This window comes from Pseudomonas sp. GW822-FHT04H02, from assembly GCF_058800645.1.
Window position 1 is genome coordinate 488,969 of sequence record NZ_JBXAMM010000003.1, and the last position, 17,176, is coordinate 506,144.

Below are 17,176 nucleotides of genomic sequence, written 5' to 3' on the forward strand. Positions count from 1 at the left end.
AAGTGTCAGGTGATAAATGATGTTTAATCGGAGAGTCCATGTTGCAACGCTCTTATCAAGCCATCCTTTACTTGATGCCCCATTTCCGGGCCTGACCTAACAAAGTTAAGAAACTCCATCTAAATCGACACTCCTGATACTGCGGTGCCTCTAACTGCGCACTCTCGCCTTTATTCATGGATTCAATACTGCGCCCTGGATGAAGGTCGCACGCATACCGGTTACAACGGCGCAGGCCGCGCGGGACGGATACTCATAGGCCAACAGATACGAATTTTCACAATTGAGCATAGACAGCCGCAGTCTCTATGCAAGGCCACTAGTCAGTCTGTTTTCACAACTTTCGAGGTATTGAAGTGCATTCGCGACAAGTAACAAACAAGACATAAACAGAGCCTGTGGCAAAGCCCGGGAAGCTCCCGCACTAAAACTCTTCGAGGGTCGACAGAAACGCCTGGACCAGCACACTCGACTCCCGCCCCGGCGCCGCTACCAGGGCGAACTCCCGCTCCACTCCTGTGCTCAGTTCCAGCACCCGCAACCCTTCGCGCTGCACCGGTAACGTACTCTGTGGCACCAGAGTCACTCCCAGCCGCTCGCGCACCAGGCTGAAGGCACTGTTCCATTCCCGCACCTCCACCCGGACGTCGGCCAGGGGGATCCCGGCCTCGGCGGCCAGGCTGCGGGCATTCACCGAACAGCCCCCGGTGGCCAGGACAAAGGGCTGCGCCAGCAAGGTTTCAAGGTCGATGGTCGAGGCCTGCCAGGAGTGATCTTCAGGTAGCACCGCGACCCAAGAATCACGCCCCAGCAACCAAGAGCGGCGCTCGGGGGCCGGGTTGAGCACGACCCCAAGGTCCACCAGTTGCGCCTCTAGCAGCGTTTCGACCTCATCATCACTGACCTCCAGCTGCACCACCTCGATGCCCGGATACAGCTGCTTGAAACGCCGCAGCAACGGCGGCAGGAAAGTCGCCAGGACCATGGGAAAGCCCGCCAGTCGCACACTGCCTTGAGGAATGCCCCGCGCCGCGTCCACCTGCCGGCGGACCTCGGCCAGGGCCTCGAGCATCACCCGCGCCTGGGCCAGCACCTGCAAACCGATCGCCGTGGGCAGCGCCTGGCGGCTCTCGCGGACAAACAGCTGCACCCCGAGCATGTCCTCCATCTGGGCCAGGGCCTGGCTGGCCCCGGACTGGGTCATGCCCACCTGCTCGGCGGCCCGGGTGATGGTGGCGCACTCGGCAATCGCCACCAGCAGGCGCCAGTGCATCAGGTTCATCATGGCAGTAGCTGTCCTTATGGCAGTGTTCTGAAAGATTAATTTTACCCATGTTGCCGCCTTGCACGACACTGGCTCGCACGTTCACCAGAGACCTGCCGATGAAACTCTACTACGCCCCACAAGCCTGCTCCCTGGCCTCCCATATCGTGCTGCGCGAGCTGCAATTGCCGTTCGAGGCCATCCGCGTCGACAACCGCAGCAAGCGCACCGCCGACGGCCGGGACTTCCTCGCCATCAACCCCAAGGGCTACGTAGCCGCGCTGCAACTGGACGATGGCCAGGTCCTGACTGAAGGCCCGGCCATCCTGCAATACCTCGCCGACCTCAAGCCCGAGTCCGGCCTGGCCGCGGCCAATGGCAGCTGGGAGCGGGTGCGCCTGCAGGAAACCCTGAACTTCATCACCAGCGAAGTGCACGGGATCATGGGCTGGCTGTTCAATCCGGGGTTCGATGATGGGGTGAAAGAGGTGTTCAAGCAGAAGTTGTTCAAGCGCCTGGCCTTGCTCGAGCAGTCGCTGGAACACCAGGACTACCTGCAAGGCGCGCAGTTCGGGATCGCCGATGCCTACCTGTTCACCGTCCTGCGCTGGACGGCATTGTTCGCCATCGACCTGGCGAACTGGCCGGCGCTGTCGCGGTTCCAGGCTCGGGTCGAACAGCGACCGGCGGTACGCGATGCCCTGGCGCTGGAACTGGCCTGAGGGGAGAGAGCACGAAGCCCGCGGGGCGGGCTTCGTCAAAGTGATCAGTGGCCGAAGATATTCACTTCGGTCTTCTTGGCCTTTTTCTCGGCGCGTTTCTCGTCTGCGCTCTTTGCCGGCTTTTTCTTGGCATTTTTCTTGGCGTTCATACCTTTGGACATGACGTTCACTCCACTGATGCGGGAAAGGCTTCAGGTATAGCACCTATAGTCGGCCAGGGTTCTTTTATAATCCGCCGGCCCCTGTTGCCAAATCCGGAAACCTCATGCCTGACCTCCAGATCAACCTGCTTGCCGAGGTTGAACGGCCCTTGCTGAACAAGTTCTATCGCCAGCACCGGTCATCCATGCGCGCCGCTTCCGAGGGGCAGCTCTGGGTTGCCAGAAGCAGTGAAATCATCGCTGGCATGAGCCTGAGCCCGGCAGCTGAAGGCTATTGGCTGACGGGCCTGTTCGTCGCCCCGACCAGTCGCGGCCAGGGGCTGGCCACCCAGCTGGTGGGGCAGGCCGTGCAAAGCGTCGAAGGCCCGGTCTGGCTGTTCTGCCATCCGGACCTGCAGGCCCTGTACCGGTCGATGGGCTTCTGCAGCACGACCTGCCTGCCACACGCCTTGAACGAACGGCTGGCCCGCTACCAGCGCAGCAAACCGTTGCTGGCCATGGCCATCGACCGGCCTGGGTCGAGGCCCTGACACCGGGCGGGCCGGGGCTTATTCGTCGGCGTTGGGGTCGAGGTCGGGAAACAGCACTTCGGTGAAGCCGAACTTGCTGAAATCGCTGATCCGCGAGGGATACAGCCGGCCGATCAGGTGATCGCACTCATGCTGCACCACCCGGGCGTGGAAACCCGAGGCCACGCGCACAATGGGCTCGCCCCTGGGGTCGAAGCCTTCGTAGCGGATGTGCTGGTAGCGCTGCACCGCGCCGCGCAGGCCGGGAACCGAGAGACAACCTTCCCAGCCCTCTTCCAGCACCGGGCTCAAGGGCGTGATCAGCGGATTGATGAGGATGGTTTGCGGCACCGCTTCGGCTTCCGGATAACGTTCGCTGTGCTCGAAGCCGAAGATCACCAGTTGCAGGTCGACACCGATCTGCGGCGCCGCCAGGCCGACGCCACCCACGCTTTCCATGGTCTGGAACATATCGTCGATCAGTTCCCAGAGCTCGGGGCTGTCGAACATTTCCGGCGGTACCGGCGGGGCGATGCGCAGCAGGCGCTCATCGCCCATCTTGAGGATTTCACGGATCATGATCAGGCTTCGTCAGTGGTCGGCTTGAGCGAGTGGTCCCGGCCCAGTCCCGAAACGTGTTGTTTTTCGTCGTGCTGGTCAAAGTCCTTTTCGCCAGGGTCCTTGCCTTCGGCCGACATGTGTTCGATCACCGCGTTCATCTCCGCTCCCAGCAACAGCACCGCGGCGGAGATATAGAAGTACAGCAACAGCACGATGATCGCACCGATACTGCCATACATGGCGTTGTAGTTAGCGAACGTCTTCACGTAGTAGGCAAAACCCAGGGAAGCGACGATCCATACCACCACCGCCAGCACCGAGCCCGGGGTGATGAAGCGGAACTTCTGCTGCACATCGGGCATCACGTAGTACATCAGGGCCACGGCCACCATCATCAGCAGCACGATCACCGGCCAGCGCAGGATGGTCCACAGGGTGACGATGAAGTCCTCCAGGCCCACCTGCCCCGCCAGCCAGGCCATCACCTGCGGCCCCAGCACCATCAGCGCCGCGGCGGCCAGAAGCATGCCGGCAATGCCCACGGTGTAGAACACCGACAGCGGGAAGCGCTTCCAGATCGGCCGCCCCTCGACCACGTCGTAGGCGGCGTTCATCGCGCTCATCATCAGGCGTACACCCGCCGAAGCGGTCCACAGGGCGATGACGATACCGATGGACAGCAGGCCACCCTTGGACTGCTGCAATTGATCGATGACCGGGTTGACCTGCTCCAGGGCCTCGTGGGGCAGCACCAGCTCCGACTGCAGGCGCAGCCAGGTGAAGAAGTCCGGCAGATGGAGGAAACCGATCAGGGCGATCAGGAACAGAATGAAGGGGAACAGCGAGAACAGCATCTGGTAGGCCAGTGCCGAGGCGTAGGTGGACATCTCGTCCGCGATGAACTCATTCACCGTGCGGATCAGTACCCGGTGCAGGGGCAAACCTTTGAGGTCCGGAAAAATCATAGCGTCTCCTTTCGCCGCAAAAAGGTTGAAGTCGATAGCGACTCAGGGGGCGTTTTCTACAACAAATTAGCCTAGTTGGCGAACCGCAACCATTTCCAGTGGCCGATTCCCCTCTCTCACCCACACCTCACATGAAAACGGCCATCCGTGGATGGCCGCTGCAGTGGGTCATCGAACAGGCCGTTTTCAGGCCTTGTCGATGGTCTTTTTCACTGCATCCTTGGCTTTGCCCACCGCTTGCTGGGCTTCGCCTTTCTTCTCCTGCAGCTTGCCTTCAGCCTGCAGCTTGGTGTTGTCGGTGGCTTTGCCGACACCTTGCTTGACGTTACCGATGGCTTCGTTAGCCAGACCTTTTGCCTTATCCGCTGTGCTGCCCATGGTATTTCTCCGTAGAACATTCATTGATCGAACAAAGGGGATTGCGTCGTTACCCAAGGTTGACCCGCGGCTTTCGCGCAGAGTTTCAATTATTTTTTCCGGGCATTTCATCGCGCCGCCCAGGTAGCGCTTTATGTTTGCCGGGCAACCCGGGAGAATGCTCCCCCTGTTCAGGCCAAGCACTGAAGATCCAATCCCCGTAGGAACGTTATGAAACTCGATAAAAAGCAGGCTATCGCCCGCAGGAACCAGGAACTGGGCGGTGCGGTGCTGGGCGTCAACAACTGCCACTTCGCGGAGCTGAACCGCAACCGCAATATCTGGTGGTTCGATATCCTGGTCACCCGCCTGGCCATCGGTCAGTACGAATGGGTGCACCTGCTGCTGCACACCCCGGACACCGATCAACTGCTGCACCTGAAAGTGCCTACGGTGTTCCTACGGGAAAAACTCGAAGGCCTGGTGATCCGCAACGAAGGCAAGCGCAAGGCCGCCCTGAGCCTGGAGTTGAGCGCCGACAAGGACTCCTTCCTCAAGGACGTGCGCCCGGCCGGCACCGGCGTGAGCTTCGCCCAGTTCCAGCAGTAAGGCGGGCGCCGCCCAATAAAAAAGCCCCGCACTGGCGGGGCTTTTTTGTGGGCGCTGCGGCTTACTTCTTCACGCCGAGCTTCTTCAGCTCTTCGTCACGCAGCTCGCGGCGCAGGATCTTGCCGACGTTGGTGGTTGGCAACGCATCGCGGAACTCAACAGCCTTGGGCACCTTGTAGCCGGTGACATTGGCACGCATGTGCGCCATCACCTGCTCCTTGGTCAGGGTCACGCCCGGCTTGACCACGATGAAGATCTTGATGGTCTCACCGGATTTCTCGTCCGGCACGCCGATCGCCGCGCACTGCAGCACGCCCGGCAGCGAGGCCAGTACGTCTTCCAGCTCATTGGGATAGACGTTGAAACCGGAGACCAGAATCATGTCCTTCTTGCGGTCGACGATGCGGATGTAGCCATTGGGCTGGATCAGCGCGATATCACCGGTCTTCAGCCAGCCTTCGCTGTTGAGGACTTCATCGGTGGCATCCTGGCGCTGCCAGTAGCCCTTCATCACCTGCGGGCCCTTCACGCACAGTTCGCCGACTTCGCCCAGGGGCAGCTCTTCCCCGGCGTCGTCCACCACCCGGCACAGGGTCGAAGGCACCGGAATGCCGATGGTGCCGATCTGGATGTTCTGGATCGGGTTGACCGTGGCCACCGGGCTGGTCTCGGTCATGCCGTAGCCTTCGCAGATCGGGCAGTTGGTCACTTCCTTCCAACGCTCGGCCGCCGCCAGTTGCAGGGCCATGCCACCGGACAAGGTGACTTTCAGCGCCGAGAAATCCAGCTTGCGGAACGCTTCACTGTTGCACAGGGCGACAAACAGGGTGTTGAGGCCGACAAAGCCGCTGAACTTCCACTTCGACAGCTCCTTGACCATCGCCGGCAAGTCCCGCGGGTTGCTGATCAGGATGTTGTGGTTGCCCATGAGCATGATGGCCATGCAATGGAAGGTGAACGCATAGATGTGGTACAGCGGCAGCGGGGTGATGAGGATCTCGCAGCCTTCATTGAGGTTTGAGCCCATCAGCGCCTTGCACTGCAGCATGTTGGCCACCAGGTTGCGGTGGGTCAGCATGGCGCCCTTGGCGACCCCGGTGGTGCCACCGGTGTATTGCAGCACTGCCACGTCGCTGCTGGCAGGGTTGGCTTCCTGCACTGGCTGGCCATGGCCCTTGCGCAGAACGTCATTGAACTTGACGGCCTGGGGCAGGTGATAGGCCGGCACCATCTTCTTCACGTACTTGACCACGCTGTTGATCAGCAGGCGCTTGAGCGGCGGCAGCAGGTCCGCCACTTCGGTGACGATCACGTGCCTGACCCCGGTCTTGGGTACCACGGCCTCTGCCAGGTGGGCCATGTTGGCCAGGCAGACCAGGGCCTTGGCGCCGGAGTCGTTGAATTGGTGTTCCATTTCCCGCGCGGTGTACAGCGGGTTGGTATTGACCACGATCAGGCCGGCGCGGATCGCACCGAATACCGCGATCGGGTATTGCAGCAGGTTGGGCAGTTGCAAGGCGATTCGATCGCCGGGCTGCAAATCGGTATGCTGCTGCAGGTACGCGGCAAAGGCCCCGGACAGTTCGTACAGTTCACCGTAGGTGATTGTCTTGCCGAGGTTGCTAAAGGCCGGTTTGTTAGCGAAACGTTGGCAGGACTGCTTCAACACCGCCTGAATATTCGGATACTCGTCTGGATTGATATCGGCAGCAATCCCAGCTGGGTACTTATCCTTCCAAAAGTCTTCGATCATGGAAGCCCACTCCTCAGCAACGCGAATTCATCACCGCATTTGATGCGATTATTATTTGTCTGTGTTTTTTATTGGTGTCTATTGTTGGTGAGTCTGGCTTTTACTTAGGCCGAGAAGTCACAAAGCGCGCCGAGAGTAGCAGCTTTGGAAAAGGCCGACTAGAGCCAAAGAAGGCCTGAATAGTCACAAAAATGACTCAAGACATTTAAATAGTCACTTTTAGAGTAAAAATTCTACCCACCTGAATTCCGCTCTGGCCCGGGGCTTTGCGCCCCTCGGAATACAGAGCGGGCAAGCCGGTTGCGCCAACCGGCTTGCCCGCCAGGCAAAAGCCTGTAAGCGCGCGTTTTTTTTGGCACCGGTGAGCGCACCTTTTGGCACCGCTCACTAGGCCCCCGCGCCATCTGGCGACGACGGCCACGCGATATCCGAGGGGAAACCCGCCTGCTGTTCGATGCGGTTCAGCTCGACCCGGTAGCGCTTCCACAGGTTCAATCTTGCGATTTCATCCTCAGTTGCGTCCCCAATATCAACCGCATCTTGTAACGGCCCCATACGCGCCACGGCGCCTGCTAGCAGCATGCTTCGATGATTCTTCGCCACTTCTGCCAGCTCCCCCGGAGACGGCTCCACAGCGAGTAAGGGAGTAATAGAAAAATGCTCATCGCCAGCGACATCATCGGCGTGATTTATAGAACGACAACCTTTCAGGTCATTTCGTATTGCATAGCTCATAGCGCGAACTCGAATCCATGGACGAAAATACGGCCCGAACTTGCATTGCAGGCCCAATAAATCTTGGAGTCCTCAAGCACGAGCGTTGCGGGTGTCGGCGACGTCAGAAAATTAGAGCTTGATAGCCCAACAGGCGCCGGGTTAGTCGGCGAGCTGTAGCCGCCATAGGACGGATTCGGCGCAACAACCATTGCGGCGGATGTGGCAAGCGTGATGCTCATGACAACGATGATTTGCCCTGCGTATGGGGAGACGAGAGATCCCACCCCAGCCACCGCCCACGCCCCCGATGACGGATCGCCACCAACACCCGTCACCAGGACTGGCATTGCCAGCAGGCTGGAACCCGACGCCGGTTTATAGCGCCACGACCGCCCGCGCTGAAAAAAGCTCAACGGAAGCTTGCCTGAGTTGACAGGAACCCAGCTCACAATGGCCTTGAAAGCAAATCCAGCAGGCATTACAGGGTCGGTAGGACTTAGAGACGCCAACAGCGCCCGCTCCCCATTTGAACCATTCCAGATGACCCAAATATTGTAGGAAGAGTCAGCCTTTAAAAGCCCTGTATCCAGTCCTCCTGCTCCACTTACCCCTAGATCGCAGCTCAACGAAACACTATTTAAGATCCGTTGCTGCCCCGCCGCGTTCTTCACGCAGACCGCATTTGCGGTTAACCCAATGATGGTCCCTGTCCCAGTTGCCCAGACTCTCAAATCAGAGGAAGAACCCGCGATACCACCAGTAGCGAGCAGACCGTCAACTTCGAATTTTGTATAGGCGTCGGTGATCCCATACCCAGCTAAAGTCGTTGCCTTTCCCGCTTTTCCACCAAGCGCAGCATCCATTTCGCCTTTCGTGTATGCATCGCTAATGCCATACCCAGCGAGATTGCTCGCCCTGTCCGCTTTGCTCGCAAGCGCATTGGTCATTGTCGTTGCGAAGTTTGGGTCATTGCCGAGGGCTTCAGCCAGCTCATTGAGCGTGTTGAGCGCTTCAGGAGACGAGGCGACCAAATCAGCGATTCTTTGCTGAATCGCCGACTCGGTCTCGGCCTTTGTGAAAGCATCAGTAATGCCGAATCCTGCAATAGTGGTCGGCTTGCCACCGAGCTTTAACCATGTATTTGCATTGACCTGGATCGCCTGAACGGCCTTGAGGATCTGAGAGTCATCAGCAGCGTCCAGAGTCAGGCCTGCACCCTCGACCAGATGAACCAGCTCCCGCTGCACTGCGTTCAACCACGCTGCCTTAAGCAGCGTAGCCGCGACACCTGAGCCAGGATTGCCCTCAGTGAACTCACCCTGGGCGTTTGCCGACGCGGTACTTTCACCGATCTTTTGCATTAGTTGTCTCCGTAACCGAAAAGCAGAATGGATTCTGCGGGCTTCATTTGACTGAGCCTGCACTCAAGGGACTTGTTCCCCCAGGACGCCAACGGGTCGCCTGCTCCGGTGATTCCTGCAACGGCCCGGCTCACCGTCACCGCTGGCGCGTTGACGCGCCATGTGAACGCCCAGTCGCCGCCGTTGATTGCATCGCCAGCTCGCGCTATGCCTGCGCGAGCTGGACGGAAGGTATCGATGGTTATGTCGTAGCCCAGCGACTTTGCCAGGACGATAAAAAATGACCGGCTCTGACCGCCACGACCTTGCAGCTTGCTGACAACCGCCTGTACACGCTGGCGAACCGATTGAGGCACACCAACAAGGCAGGGATCAGGCAACGCAAGAACGCGCTCCCAGTCGGCAAGCCCCATTCCAGAGTCAGCAAAAATGGCGCTGTAAGTCGCCTCGGCTTGAGCATCGGAAAGCGTCAGAGCGCTGGCCTCGGCTTCGATGGCAGCCGACAAGCGAGGCGCCGACCCGTCATAGGAGACTGGTGGGAGCAGCAGCCGAAGCTGGTCGGCAAGACTCGTCATTCCATCAGCCCTAGCGTGATGGCTCCGGGACGAATCCAGCCGATCAAGCCAGCGTCATCAGAGGCTTTGACGTTTCCGGCCGGGGCCGTAACGGAGCGATCTGTAACCCCGGCCAGATTGTTGAGCATGGCCTCAATCTGTGAGCGCTTGAGCATCTCGCGAGGCTTTAGTGTCCCGAGCAACGTGTTGTAGGCGACCTGCGCGGCCGCTTGCACGTCAGCAAGCTTGTAACCGTCCGCCAGCTCTACAAGAGCAGTGGAGTCGACTGTGCGGACCACTGGGGCATAAACCCACACATCGGCAATCACCGAGCATTCGCCCAGGATGAACTCCTTGCAGCTGGCTATGACTTCGGCCGATGGGATGCCGGTACTGGCGGTGATCACCACGTCGACAGTGCCCGCACCACGACGCATAGGCAGCACCAGTGCATCTGCCACACCGTCCACGCTTCTGGCCCAGCGCTTGAAGTCATAAGCCGTGCCACCTGCTGGCGGCGACTGTATGAGGTCAAGGAGCCGGGCAAGCAAGGACTCGGTCTTTTCCTGGTCATCGCCACCGGCAGTCTCACCAACGAAGCTGGCGGCTGCGTCCATGCCCAATGGCGGGCTGGTTAGCGCAAGGCCACCAGTCAGCTTGTTGAGTTGGGCGCCGACAGTCTGCGCCCGGACAAGAACGGTTGCAGTGCCATCGGTGCCAATTGTCGCGCTAGATAATGCGTCGAACTTCTCACCGGTAACGACATGAGTGAGGGTAGCTCCTGGCAACAACTCGACATCTACAGCACCTTTCAGCGCGACGGTCCCTGTCGCGCCTACTGCACTCTTGCGCAGCACTCCCCGAATGGCAGCCGCATGCACCAGTTCTTCTTCGTCGGCGGTGTCTGGGAAGATCTGGCGATACACCCAGGCGAGCTTCTGATACAGGCCCTCGATAGCCGCAGCGACGGCAGCAGAGCGCACATAGTTGTCACTGTCCGTGCCGATATCAGCCTCGGGCTGAAGGTTGCGAATGTCGCGCAAGATCGCGGCGAGAATGCTTTCCAGGGCAGGCGCAGAAAAGGCCATATCAGATCACTCGTACAGGTTGGTGAAACACCTGCGGATTGCCGGTGGCGTCGATGATGTCGATTTGCAGTTCGAGCCAGCCGTTGTGTGGCTGCTCGGCGGTGATGGTGATCTTCTTGGCGCGGCCGTCATCGAGCAGTGGCTTGAGGGCTTGCTCGGCGTATTGCTTGGCAAGGATGCCCACTCGGGGCAAATCCTTTTCGCGGCGAAGTTCATGCAGGCGTGAGCCCAGGGCTGGGTCTTTCCACCATGTGCCGAGTGGCGTAATGAGACGGATGTAAACGGCGTTCGCAAGCGTATTGATACGCCGCCCCGTTAAATCGCCAGTAGTTGAGTTTATGCCTGCGTCCATGGGATGGATGATGCAGGCACAAAGGGCATTTCTTATTTCAGGTCGGTTTAAGAGTATTTTATTTAGTTAGGAACCCTAACAGCACTCAGTACTGGAAAAATACAAGCGGTGTGGCCGTTGGTTAGCAATCTACCGAAAAACAGAACCGTCGCGCCCTCCAAGTCCTCTGCCTCAGTCCTATGAAGCTGGCGTAGAACTGAGCACTCCTCAGAATTCAGCAGAAAACTGAAGTCAGACCACTCCCCACTATTCAGAAAATACGCACCGTCACCTCTACTATTCACCTCGTAGATCGGTCCCCAAAAACCATAGATTTTATTAGGATCGCATTTGTGTAAATTCACCTCTGAACACCTGACAAATAGCTCGTCAGCGGTTCCTTGAATATAACCCGGGATATCCAAAACTCGCGTATCGCCAATGAATTTGTCTGACATCAAACGATCTAGCAACCAGGACAAGGATCTATGCAACGTAACCGGTCCAGCCGCCCCCTGAGCTAAAGACACGACACCTCTTTGATCCTGGACATTGTCAGTAAACGAGTCAGCTGGAGTTAGTTGTGGATTACCCCACGGCACGTCAATGATTATATGAGTCTGTGGATTATAGTTTGCGTCGTCATCTACCGCAGTATCATATTTCCAACCACTTATAGAAGACGCCTGCCTACAGCCAGGCCTATGAAAAGCACCAAAACAAGCAGCCCGCCCACCAGAAGCTTTGCGAAAGTAAGACTTATGGTAACACTCAGGACAAATCAGATTCCTCCTGTAGCTGTACAGCGTATGAGGATGTAGCGCCTGAAAAACTACCGTGTCATATGTGATCGAATCATTCTTGCAAACTGCATGTTCCATCTGTGGCTTCCTCCCTATCCAAGCGCCAATAGATAGCAGAGTTTCACTGAAGGCGCGATGGCTTAGGGCCGCCACCATGGTCATGTTGATTATAAATATCTCGATCTGCCTGCATGCTCCGCACACCGTCCGAAACTTCATCATCGGCCTTGATACTGCCTTGCGTATACTGGTCCCCGGTGATTTCAACCATCGGCGTATCAAACTGAATTTTATTCCGAGCCTTCACAACAAGCTCATCAGTCACAATCTCGACAACCCGCCCACGCTTCATATGAACGTAATCACCTTCATCGGTGTACAGCGAAACCTCCCCATCCTTCAGCGCCAATCGGTAACGCCCATCCTCACTGGCAACAACTACTGAGTGTTTGCTGTTCCCACCGACCGGGATAACGATGTACTCAGCACCCGGCAGCGGCGCAGAGGTGAAGCCGTAATACTGGAACTGCTCGCCCACCACCGCCTCACCCGCCAGCCCTTGCATCTGCACACCAATCAGCTTGCCGTGCGTGTTACGAGCTGCAACAGCCCGGAAGGGCAATCGAAAGCCAGACATCACGCGACGGACCTGCTCGCGCACCAAACGCCCCATATCGGCCATTACGCCCCCCTGATCATCTGAATAAACGCAGCATCGGCATTGGTTTTGCCCTTGTGCTTCTTCAACTTGTTGCCATCCAACACCCACATCTTGTCTTCACGCAGGCGCAGCTCAGTTATTTCCCCTTCACCACGGGACAGCCTGAGGGTGCGTGACATAAGAAAGTAGGTGTCATTGAGTCCATGCGGCTCACTGCGGACGACTACCCGCTGTCCAGGAGCCCATACCCGCCCATTGTCGGCACGATGCCCTTTGACGATGGCGCGTATTTCAAAGCCCTCCAAGCGACTGTCAGCGAGGAGCTTCCTGGCGCGGGTCGTGGCCATGTCCTGGTTCTCACTGGAGCTATCGATTACCACCTTCGGACGGAAGATCCCGCGACGCGCCAGCGTCTCGTCCTGGATCACCGAACGCAGGTGAGCACGCTTGGTATCAAGCCCGTCGTTGTCGTACTGCCCGTGTTGGCCCAGGACCGTTATCTGGCTGTATCGATTGGCAATTGATCGACGAACACTCAAGCGCTCAACGTTGTTGCCCACGCCATCCTCAAGCAGTACCAATGTGCCGACTGGTGGCGCGGTGTAGTCCGGCCCACCGATGATCAAACGACCATCCGGCTCAACCCAGGGCCATAGCCCATTTGCCTCAGAAACCTGTAACAGCGCCTCCCAAGCGGTCTGGCCGGGCTCTACCTGGACCAGTCGCCGGGTCTTGGCCTTGTCTGCGCGGATCTCGACTTGATAAGCCCCCAACGGCTTAACCACCTGCTCCAGGATCTGCGCCAGTGATGCCTCACGCATCGAAACAAACGGCGCCGAGCAGTCAACCAGGGGCGCCGCGTTGTCCCGGCCATTGATCCGCATGGCAATACCACGGCGGGATATGTCGTGTTCAAACTCATCGATTTGCCCAGTCAAAACCCGGTCGCCATCGAGTGTCAGCGAACACGGCGCCCCTTCCTTGATCACCTCAGGGAGACGCAAAGCGTTCTTGGTGTGCAACTCAAGCTCGAAAGCGTCGGCCGGGGTCAACAAATCGGATTCGACTGACCAGCCGTCCCATGAGTCATGGGCCAAGCCACCGATAGACAGGCGAATGGATGGCATAGGGTTATTCAGCATAAGCACGCAGCACCTTCCCGGCCGGGATGTTATGGGGGGTCTTGAGGTCCGGATTAAGGCGGATCAGTTCCACTGAACGCGCATGGTCGCCGTACCAGCGGTGGGCCAGTAGGCGAAGGCTTGCCGGCGTCTGCACAACCCGCTCAATCATGGGCGGGCTTTGCAGTATTACCTGACGGCCTCGGGCTTGAATCATGGCGGCGGTGTTGCGTAGCGCCTCAATAACTGGCCGCGAGTCCTCGACACTGAACAGGCGACGCTGAAGCAGGATTGAGCCCTGAACCAACGAACGCACCAAGTTAACCAGCCCCTCGACCTCCACCGGGCTCAGCGTTGGCTTCTTGGCTTCAGCCTCAATCAAGATTGCCACCGCCTGAGCATGGGCAACCGCCAGCTCAGTGACGACCAGGACGACCAAGGAAAAGGCGCTTGCCTCCACCGGATCATCAGGCATGCGATTCGGCAACAGATCCGTATCAGGAGCCACGCCCTCGCGGGCGCTTATCAGAAAGCTGTTTCCCACCCTGGCAGCGTCAGTGGTCAAACCATCACCGCCCGGCATGGCGGCTGGAATGCCAGACCGAGAGAGCAACGCCAATGAGGAGCTTGGAGTGCTGCCCTGTACAGAACTGCGGATTTGCGTTGGAGTTCGAAACAGGTCGCTTAGCGGGTCGAACGCGGCCGATGGATGTTTCGCCATTGACGCAACGCCAGATACAACTCCCAGAATCTGCGAGCGCAATTGCTGCACGCGTAAGAAAATACCCGGCAGCCCTAGCGCCTTCTCGATCAACCCCACCCAGCCCCCGCCAATCCACGACTGAATCTCAGCGACCAGGGAATCGATCCGACCGAACAAGTCGAATATCCCATCCTGCCACCTGTATTGATCTTCAGGCTCCAAGACGCCGATATCGACAAACTCAAATTGCCGGGCGAAAAACGGCAGATCTGGTGTGTCCTCAACGAACACCAAGCTAACCACGGCAGCATCAGGAGCATCCGCTACATGCTTGATTTCGACATTCTGAGACACGACGTTCAGACTGCCGTAAATCGGGTGGATCAGCTCGCCAGGGCCGACAATCTCCAAAGCACGAATAATGTTCTGAAGCTCAATTTCATAGTTGACCCCGAACACCACCAGTTGCATGGGAAAGCGGCGCGCGCCCCGACCAAGATCCCGGACACTGTCTCCATCTTTAAAAGGGGTGCCATGCTCAGCCAAAGAGCGCTGCCACTGTACGCTCTCCTCAACAACCTGGATCGGAACACCCCGAAAGGATGCGTCCAGCAAAGTTTCTGCCCAACTCATTGGCCGCGCCTCATCTGGATATCCGTTCGGCGTTCGACTTCAGCCTGTATCAAGTGCGAATCCGACCGCACTTCGATCACCAAGGGCTGATCGAGCAACCGCCGCAGCCGGGCCTCAGCCGCTGACGTTTCAGCGCCCGCACTCACAGCCCGGTTTGCAACGCCTGCCGCCCACTGGTTGGCGCTTTCGATAGGCAGACCCGCAGCCGTCATGCCCGTTTGCTGATGAGTCAAACGTTGCGCCTGGGACGACAGCCAGTCTGAGGACTGCTCAGGGTTCTGTGCGGCGAGGTCTATCCGGTTGCGATAGAACGCGGTCTGATAGGCCCGCTGGCCGTCATCGAGCAGCACGCTACGCTGAGCATCACGCAGTCGCCCCTCATCGGTACTGGCACTGGCTCCCCCCACTTGCGTGGTGCCGAAAGCAAGCGCTACGGGAGCAAGCCAAGGCGCTATAAACCCGCCCGGCTTGCCCTTGCCCTGGGAAGGCTGTCCGCCCGGCAGGTCCGGCAGACCTGCACCCGCAAGCATGGCCGCAGGCCAGTTAGTGACGAAAACCGAACTCACGCCAGTGGCCTCCTCCAACACCTTGCCAACCGCAATGTTCTTCAGTGTCTCAGGGCCACCCATGAACTTGTTGAGCAGCGCCCCTGCTCCTGCTTTGGCACCACGCCCCGCGTAATAGCCACCAACCCCCAAGGCTGCACCACCGAGCAGCATCTGCTCTCCGGACAGGTTCAGGTCATCGAGCAGATAGTTCCCCATATCCGCTAGCCCTTTGTTTAGCGGGGTTGCCATCCGGTCAATTGCTTGATTCAGAGTCGCTTTGACGCGGGCAGCGGAGCCACTGGCGCTATGGGTATTTTCCTTCAAGTCGCGATTGAAGATCGGCGAGGAGGTTTCCAGCTCTTTGGCCCCTGACTTGAAGTCGTCGAGGCGTTCGCCCGTCAGCATGCTGCGCATGCCTCGAACGGTGTCCTGGTCCATGCCCTTAAAGACAATGCCCATGAACTTGGCGCGCTGCTCATCGGTTTTCATCGCGCTGTACTTTCTTTTCAGATCTTCGAAAACCTCCATTGGGTTTCTGGAACTGCCATCCTTCTTGTTGAAGAACTGAACACCACTGGCCTTAGTGATCTGATCCCGGTATTGCTTGTTGCTGAAAACTCGTAGGGTCGACTCCGCCAAAGTCCCGAGCCGGTCAGGTTGCAACTCCACCTTAGAAAGCGCCTCGGTAAAAGCCAGGGCCTGCTCAATGGACATGCCGGCCGCAGACGCAACACCGCCAATTTTCGGAAACAGGTCGGACAGGTTCTCCAACTCGGCATTTCCCAACCGACCAGCAACTGTCATTTTTTGCAGGAGATCAAGGGCCGCGTCGGCCTTGTTCAAGTCGATATTGAAGGCACTAGCCGCCGCTACAACCGCCTTACCCAAAACGGCAGAGTCCGCACCTGTGACGGCGGTTGCCTGCCCGACGGCATCGGCTGTCTTCTTGGCCGGGTCATACTTGACCCCGGATGCAATGAGCGTATTGAAACCGCTGTCCACATCCTCCCGACTGATGCCGTAGTCGGTGGCGATCCGGAAGCCCTCACGCTTCCAATCCTCTTTCTCCTCGGGTGACATGTCGGCGGTTTGCTTGGTGCGGATCAACTGGCGGTCTAATCGAGCGCTACCCGTCAGGCCAGCAACAACTCCTACCCCCAAGCCAAGTCCAGCTAGTTGGCCCTGAGCGGAGCTACCGAAGCCTTTAAGTCGGTCAAACTCCTGACGCACACCAGCAGCTATAGTCTTGAGGGCTCGCAGGTTGCGGCCACCATTCTGAGCCAAACGCCGAAAAGCCGACTCAGTGCGCTCAACGCTCTGGCGCAAAGGCTGCACACCTTGCCTATCAGCCCCGCTCAACTCGGTTTTTGCATTGCGGGCGGCTGTACGAGCAGCATTAGCCATCTCTTTCAGTTCGGCCGTGGTCTTGGTGAATTCGAATCGAGTATCAGCCCCGGCCTTTGCTGTCTCACGCATCGAGCTACGCATGGTCTTGTAGCTAACCGCCCCGGCTTGGCCGATCTTGGTAACAGCCGCGCCAGCCTTCCATGCTTCATCGGCCAGGGACTTTGCCCCCTCCTTACCTGCTTTGCGCAAGTCACGGTTAAGCATCTCGACCTCGCGCCTACTGTTGCCCGAATGGGCCTGTATACGAAGCGCGACGCGCAGATCGGAACTCATTCAACACCCCCGAAGGTCTTGCAGATACAAGAAAGGCCCGGAACCGAGCCTTTCGCTACTTGGGTTTAGGCAGCG

The 17,176-nt window shown here is 58.4% G+C and carries 17 protein-coding genes; 3 read left to right on the forward strand and 14 right to left on the reverse strand.

Annotated features, from left to right (window positions below; translation table 11 throughout):
* Positions 1-424: 424 nt before the first annotated feature.
* Positions 425-1,285 carry a LysR family transcriptional regulator gene (locus AC1RMG_RS14575; RefSeq protein WP_220223161.1) on the reverse strand — a complete coding sequence of 287 codons (861 nt, stop codon included), beginning with the start codon at positions 1,283-1,285 and terminating at the stop codon, positions 425-427.
* Positions 1,286-1,383: 98 nt separating this feature from the next.
* Between AC1RMG_RS14575 and gstA the strand changes: the two genes are divergently transcribed.
* Both gstA and AC1RMG_RS14585 read left to right on the forward strand, forming a co-directional pair.
* Positions 1,384-1,986: a glutathione transferase GstA gene (gstA, locus tag AC1RMG_RS14580; protein ID WP_262211933.1), complete on the forward strand. Its 603-nt coding sequence runs from the start codon at positions 1,384-1,386 to the stop codon at positions 1,984-1,986.
* A gap of 265 nt (positions 1,987-2,251) precedes the next feature.
* Positions 2,252-2,677, forward strand: coding sequence for a GNAT family N-acetyltransferase (locus tag AC1RMG_RS14585; RefSeq protein ID WP_015636728.1), 426 nt, complete (start codon positions 2,252-2,254; stop codon positions 2,675-2,677).
* Positions 2,678-2,695: 18 nt separating this feature from the next.
* Here AC1RMG_RS14585 and def read toward each other — a convergent pair whose 3' ends face one another.
* The 3 genes from def to AC1RMG_RS14600 form a co-directional block, all read right to left on the reverse strand.
* Complete coding sequence (gene def / locus AC1RMG_RS14590; RefSeq protein ID WP_011062848.1) at positions 2,696-3,235, reverse strand: peptide deformylase; 540 nt, start codon at positions 3,233-3,235, stop codon at positions 2,696-2,698.
* Between the two features lie 2 nt (positions 3,236-3,237).
* Positions 3,238-4,182 (reverse strand): YihY/virulence factor BrkB family protein, encoded by a 945-nt coding sequence (locus AC1RMG_RS14595; RefSeq protein WP_015636729.1) that lies wholly within the window; start codon positions 4,180-4,182, stop codon positions 3,238-3,240.
* A 186-nt stretch (positions 4,183-4,368) separates the two neighbouring features.
* Positions 4,369-4,560, reverse strand: a complete 192-nt coding sequence (locus tag AC1RMG_RS14600; protein WP_011062850.1) for a CsbD family protein — start codon at positions 4,558-4,560, stop codon at positions 4,369-4,371.
* A 210-nt stretch (positions 4,561-4,770) separates the two neighbouring features.
* Here AC1RMG_RS14600 and AC1RMG_RS14605 point away from each other — a divergent pair, with 210 nt between their 5' ends.
* Positions 4,771-5,148 carry a hypothetical protein gene (locus AC1RMG_RS14605; protein ID WP_015636730.1) on the forward strand — a complete coding sequence of 126 codons (378 nt, stop codon included), beginning with the start codon at positions 4,771-4,773 and terminating at the stop codon, positions 5,146-5,148.
* Between the two features lie 61 nt (positions 5,149-5,209).
* On the opposite strand, the gene fadD1 is transcribed toward AC1RMG_RS14605, so the two are convergent.
* The 10 genes from fadD1 to AC1RMG_RS14655 form a co-directional block, all read right to left on the reverse strand.
* Positions 5,210-6,901 carry a long-chain-fatty-acid--CoA ligase FadD1 gene (fadD1, locus tag AC1RMG_RS14610; protein WP_011062852.1) on the reverse strand — a complete coding sequence of 564 codons (1,692 nt, stop codon included), beginning with the start codon at positions 6,899-6,901 and terminating at the stop codon, positions 5,210-5,212.
* A gap of 387 nt (positions 6,902-7,288) precedes the next feature.
* The gene (locus AC1RMG_RS14615) at positions 7,289-7,636 is read right to left on the reverse strand and encodes a tail fiber assembly protein (RefSeq protein ID WP_493169469.1); all 348 of its coding nucleotides are present in this window, start codon (positions 7,634-7,636) and stop codon (positions 7,289-7,291) included.
* The gene (locus AC1RMG_RS14620) at positions 7,633-8,979 is read right to left on the reverse strand and encodes a hypothetical protein (RefSeq protein WP_493169471.1); all 1,347 of its coding nucleotides are present in this window, start codon (positions 8,977-8,979) and stop codon (positions 7,633-7,635) included. The genes AC1RMG_RS14615 and AC1RMG_RS14620 overlap by 4 nt, the downstream gene beginning before the upstream one ends.
* Entirely contained in the window at positions 8,979-9,554 is a 576-nt protein-coding gene (locus AC1RMG_RS14625) for a YmfQ family protein (protein ID WP_493169473.1), read from the reverse strand. The genes AC1RMG_RS14620 and AC1RMG_RS14625 overlap by 1 nt, the downstream gene beginning before the upstream one ends.
* Positions 9,551-10,621 (reverse strand): baseplate J/gp47 family protein, encoded by a 1,071-nt coding sequence (locus tag AC1RMG_RS14630; protein WP_493169475.1) that lies wholly within the window; start codon positions 10,619-10,621, stop codon positions 9,551-9,553. Before AC1RMG_RS14630 ends, AC1RMG_RS14625 begins: the two co-directional genes overlap by 4 nt.
* Before the next feature lies 1 nt (position 10,622).
* Positions 10,623-10,973, reverse strand: coding sequence for a phage GP46 family protein (locus AC1RMG_RS14635; protein WP_493169477.1), 351 nt, complete (start codon positions 10,971-10,973; stop codon positions 10,623-10,625).
* 903 nt (positions 10,974-11,876) lie between these two features.
* Positions 11,877-12,437: a phage baseplate assembly protein domain-containing protein gene (locus AC1RMG_RS14640; protein ID WP_493169479.1), complete on the reverse strand. Its 561-nt coding sequence runs from the start codon at positions 12,435-12,437 to the stop codon at positions 11,877-11,879.
* Entirely contained in the window at positions 12,437-13,558 is a 1,122-nt protein-coding gene (locus tag AC1RMG_RS14645; RefSeq protein WP_493169481.1) for a phage baseplate assembly protein, read from the reverse strand. The genes AC1RMG_RS14640 and AC1RMG_RS14645 overlap by 1 nt, the downstream gene beginning before the upstream one ends.
* The gene (locus tag AC1RMG_RS14650; RefSeq protein WP_493169483.1) at positions 13,548-14,873 is read right to left on the reverse strand and encodes a DNA circularization protein; all 1,326 of its coding nucleotides are present in this window, start codon (positions 14,871-14,873) and stop codon (positions 13,548-13,550) included. The genes AC1RMG_RS14645 and AC1RMG_RS14650 overlap by 11 nt, the downstream gene beginning before the upstream one ends.
* Positions 14,870-17,101, reverse strand: a complete 2,232-nt coding sequence (locus AC1RMG_RS14655) for a phage tail tape measure protein (protein WP_493169486.1) — start codon at positions 17,099-17,101, stop codon at positions 14,870-14,872. Before AC1RMG_RS14655 ends, AC1RMG_RS14650 begins: the two co-directional genes overlap by 4 nt.
* Positions 17,102-17,176: the final 75 nt, after the last annotated feature.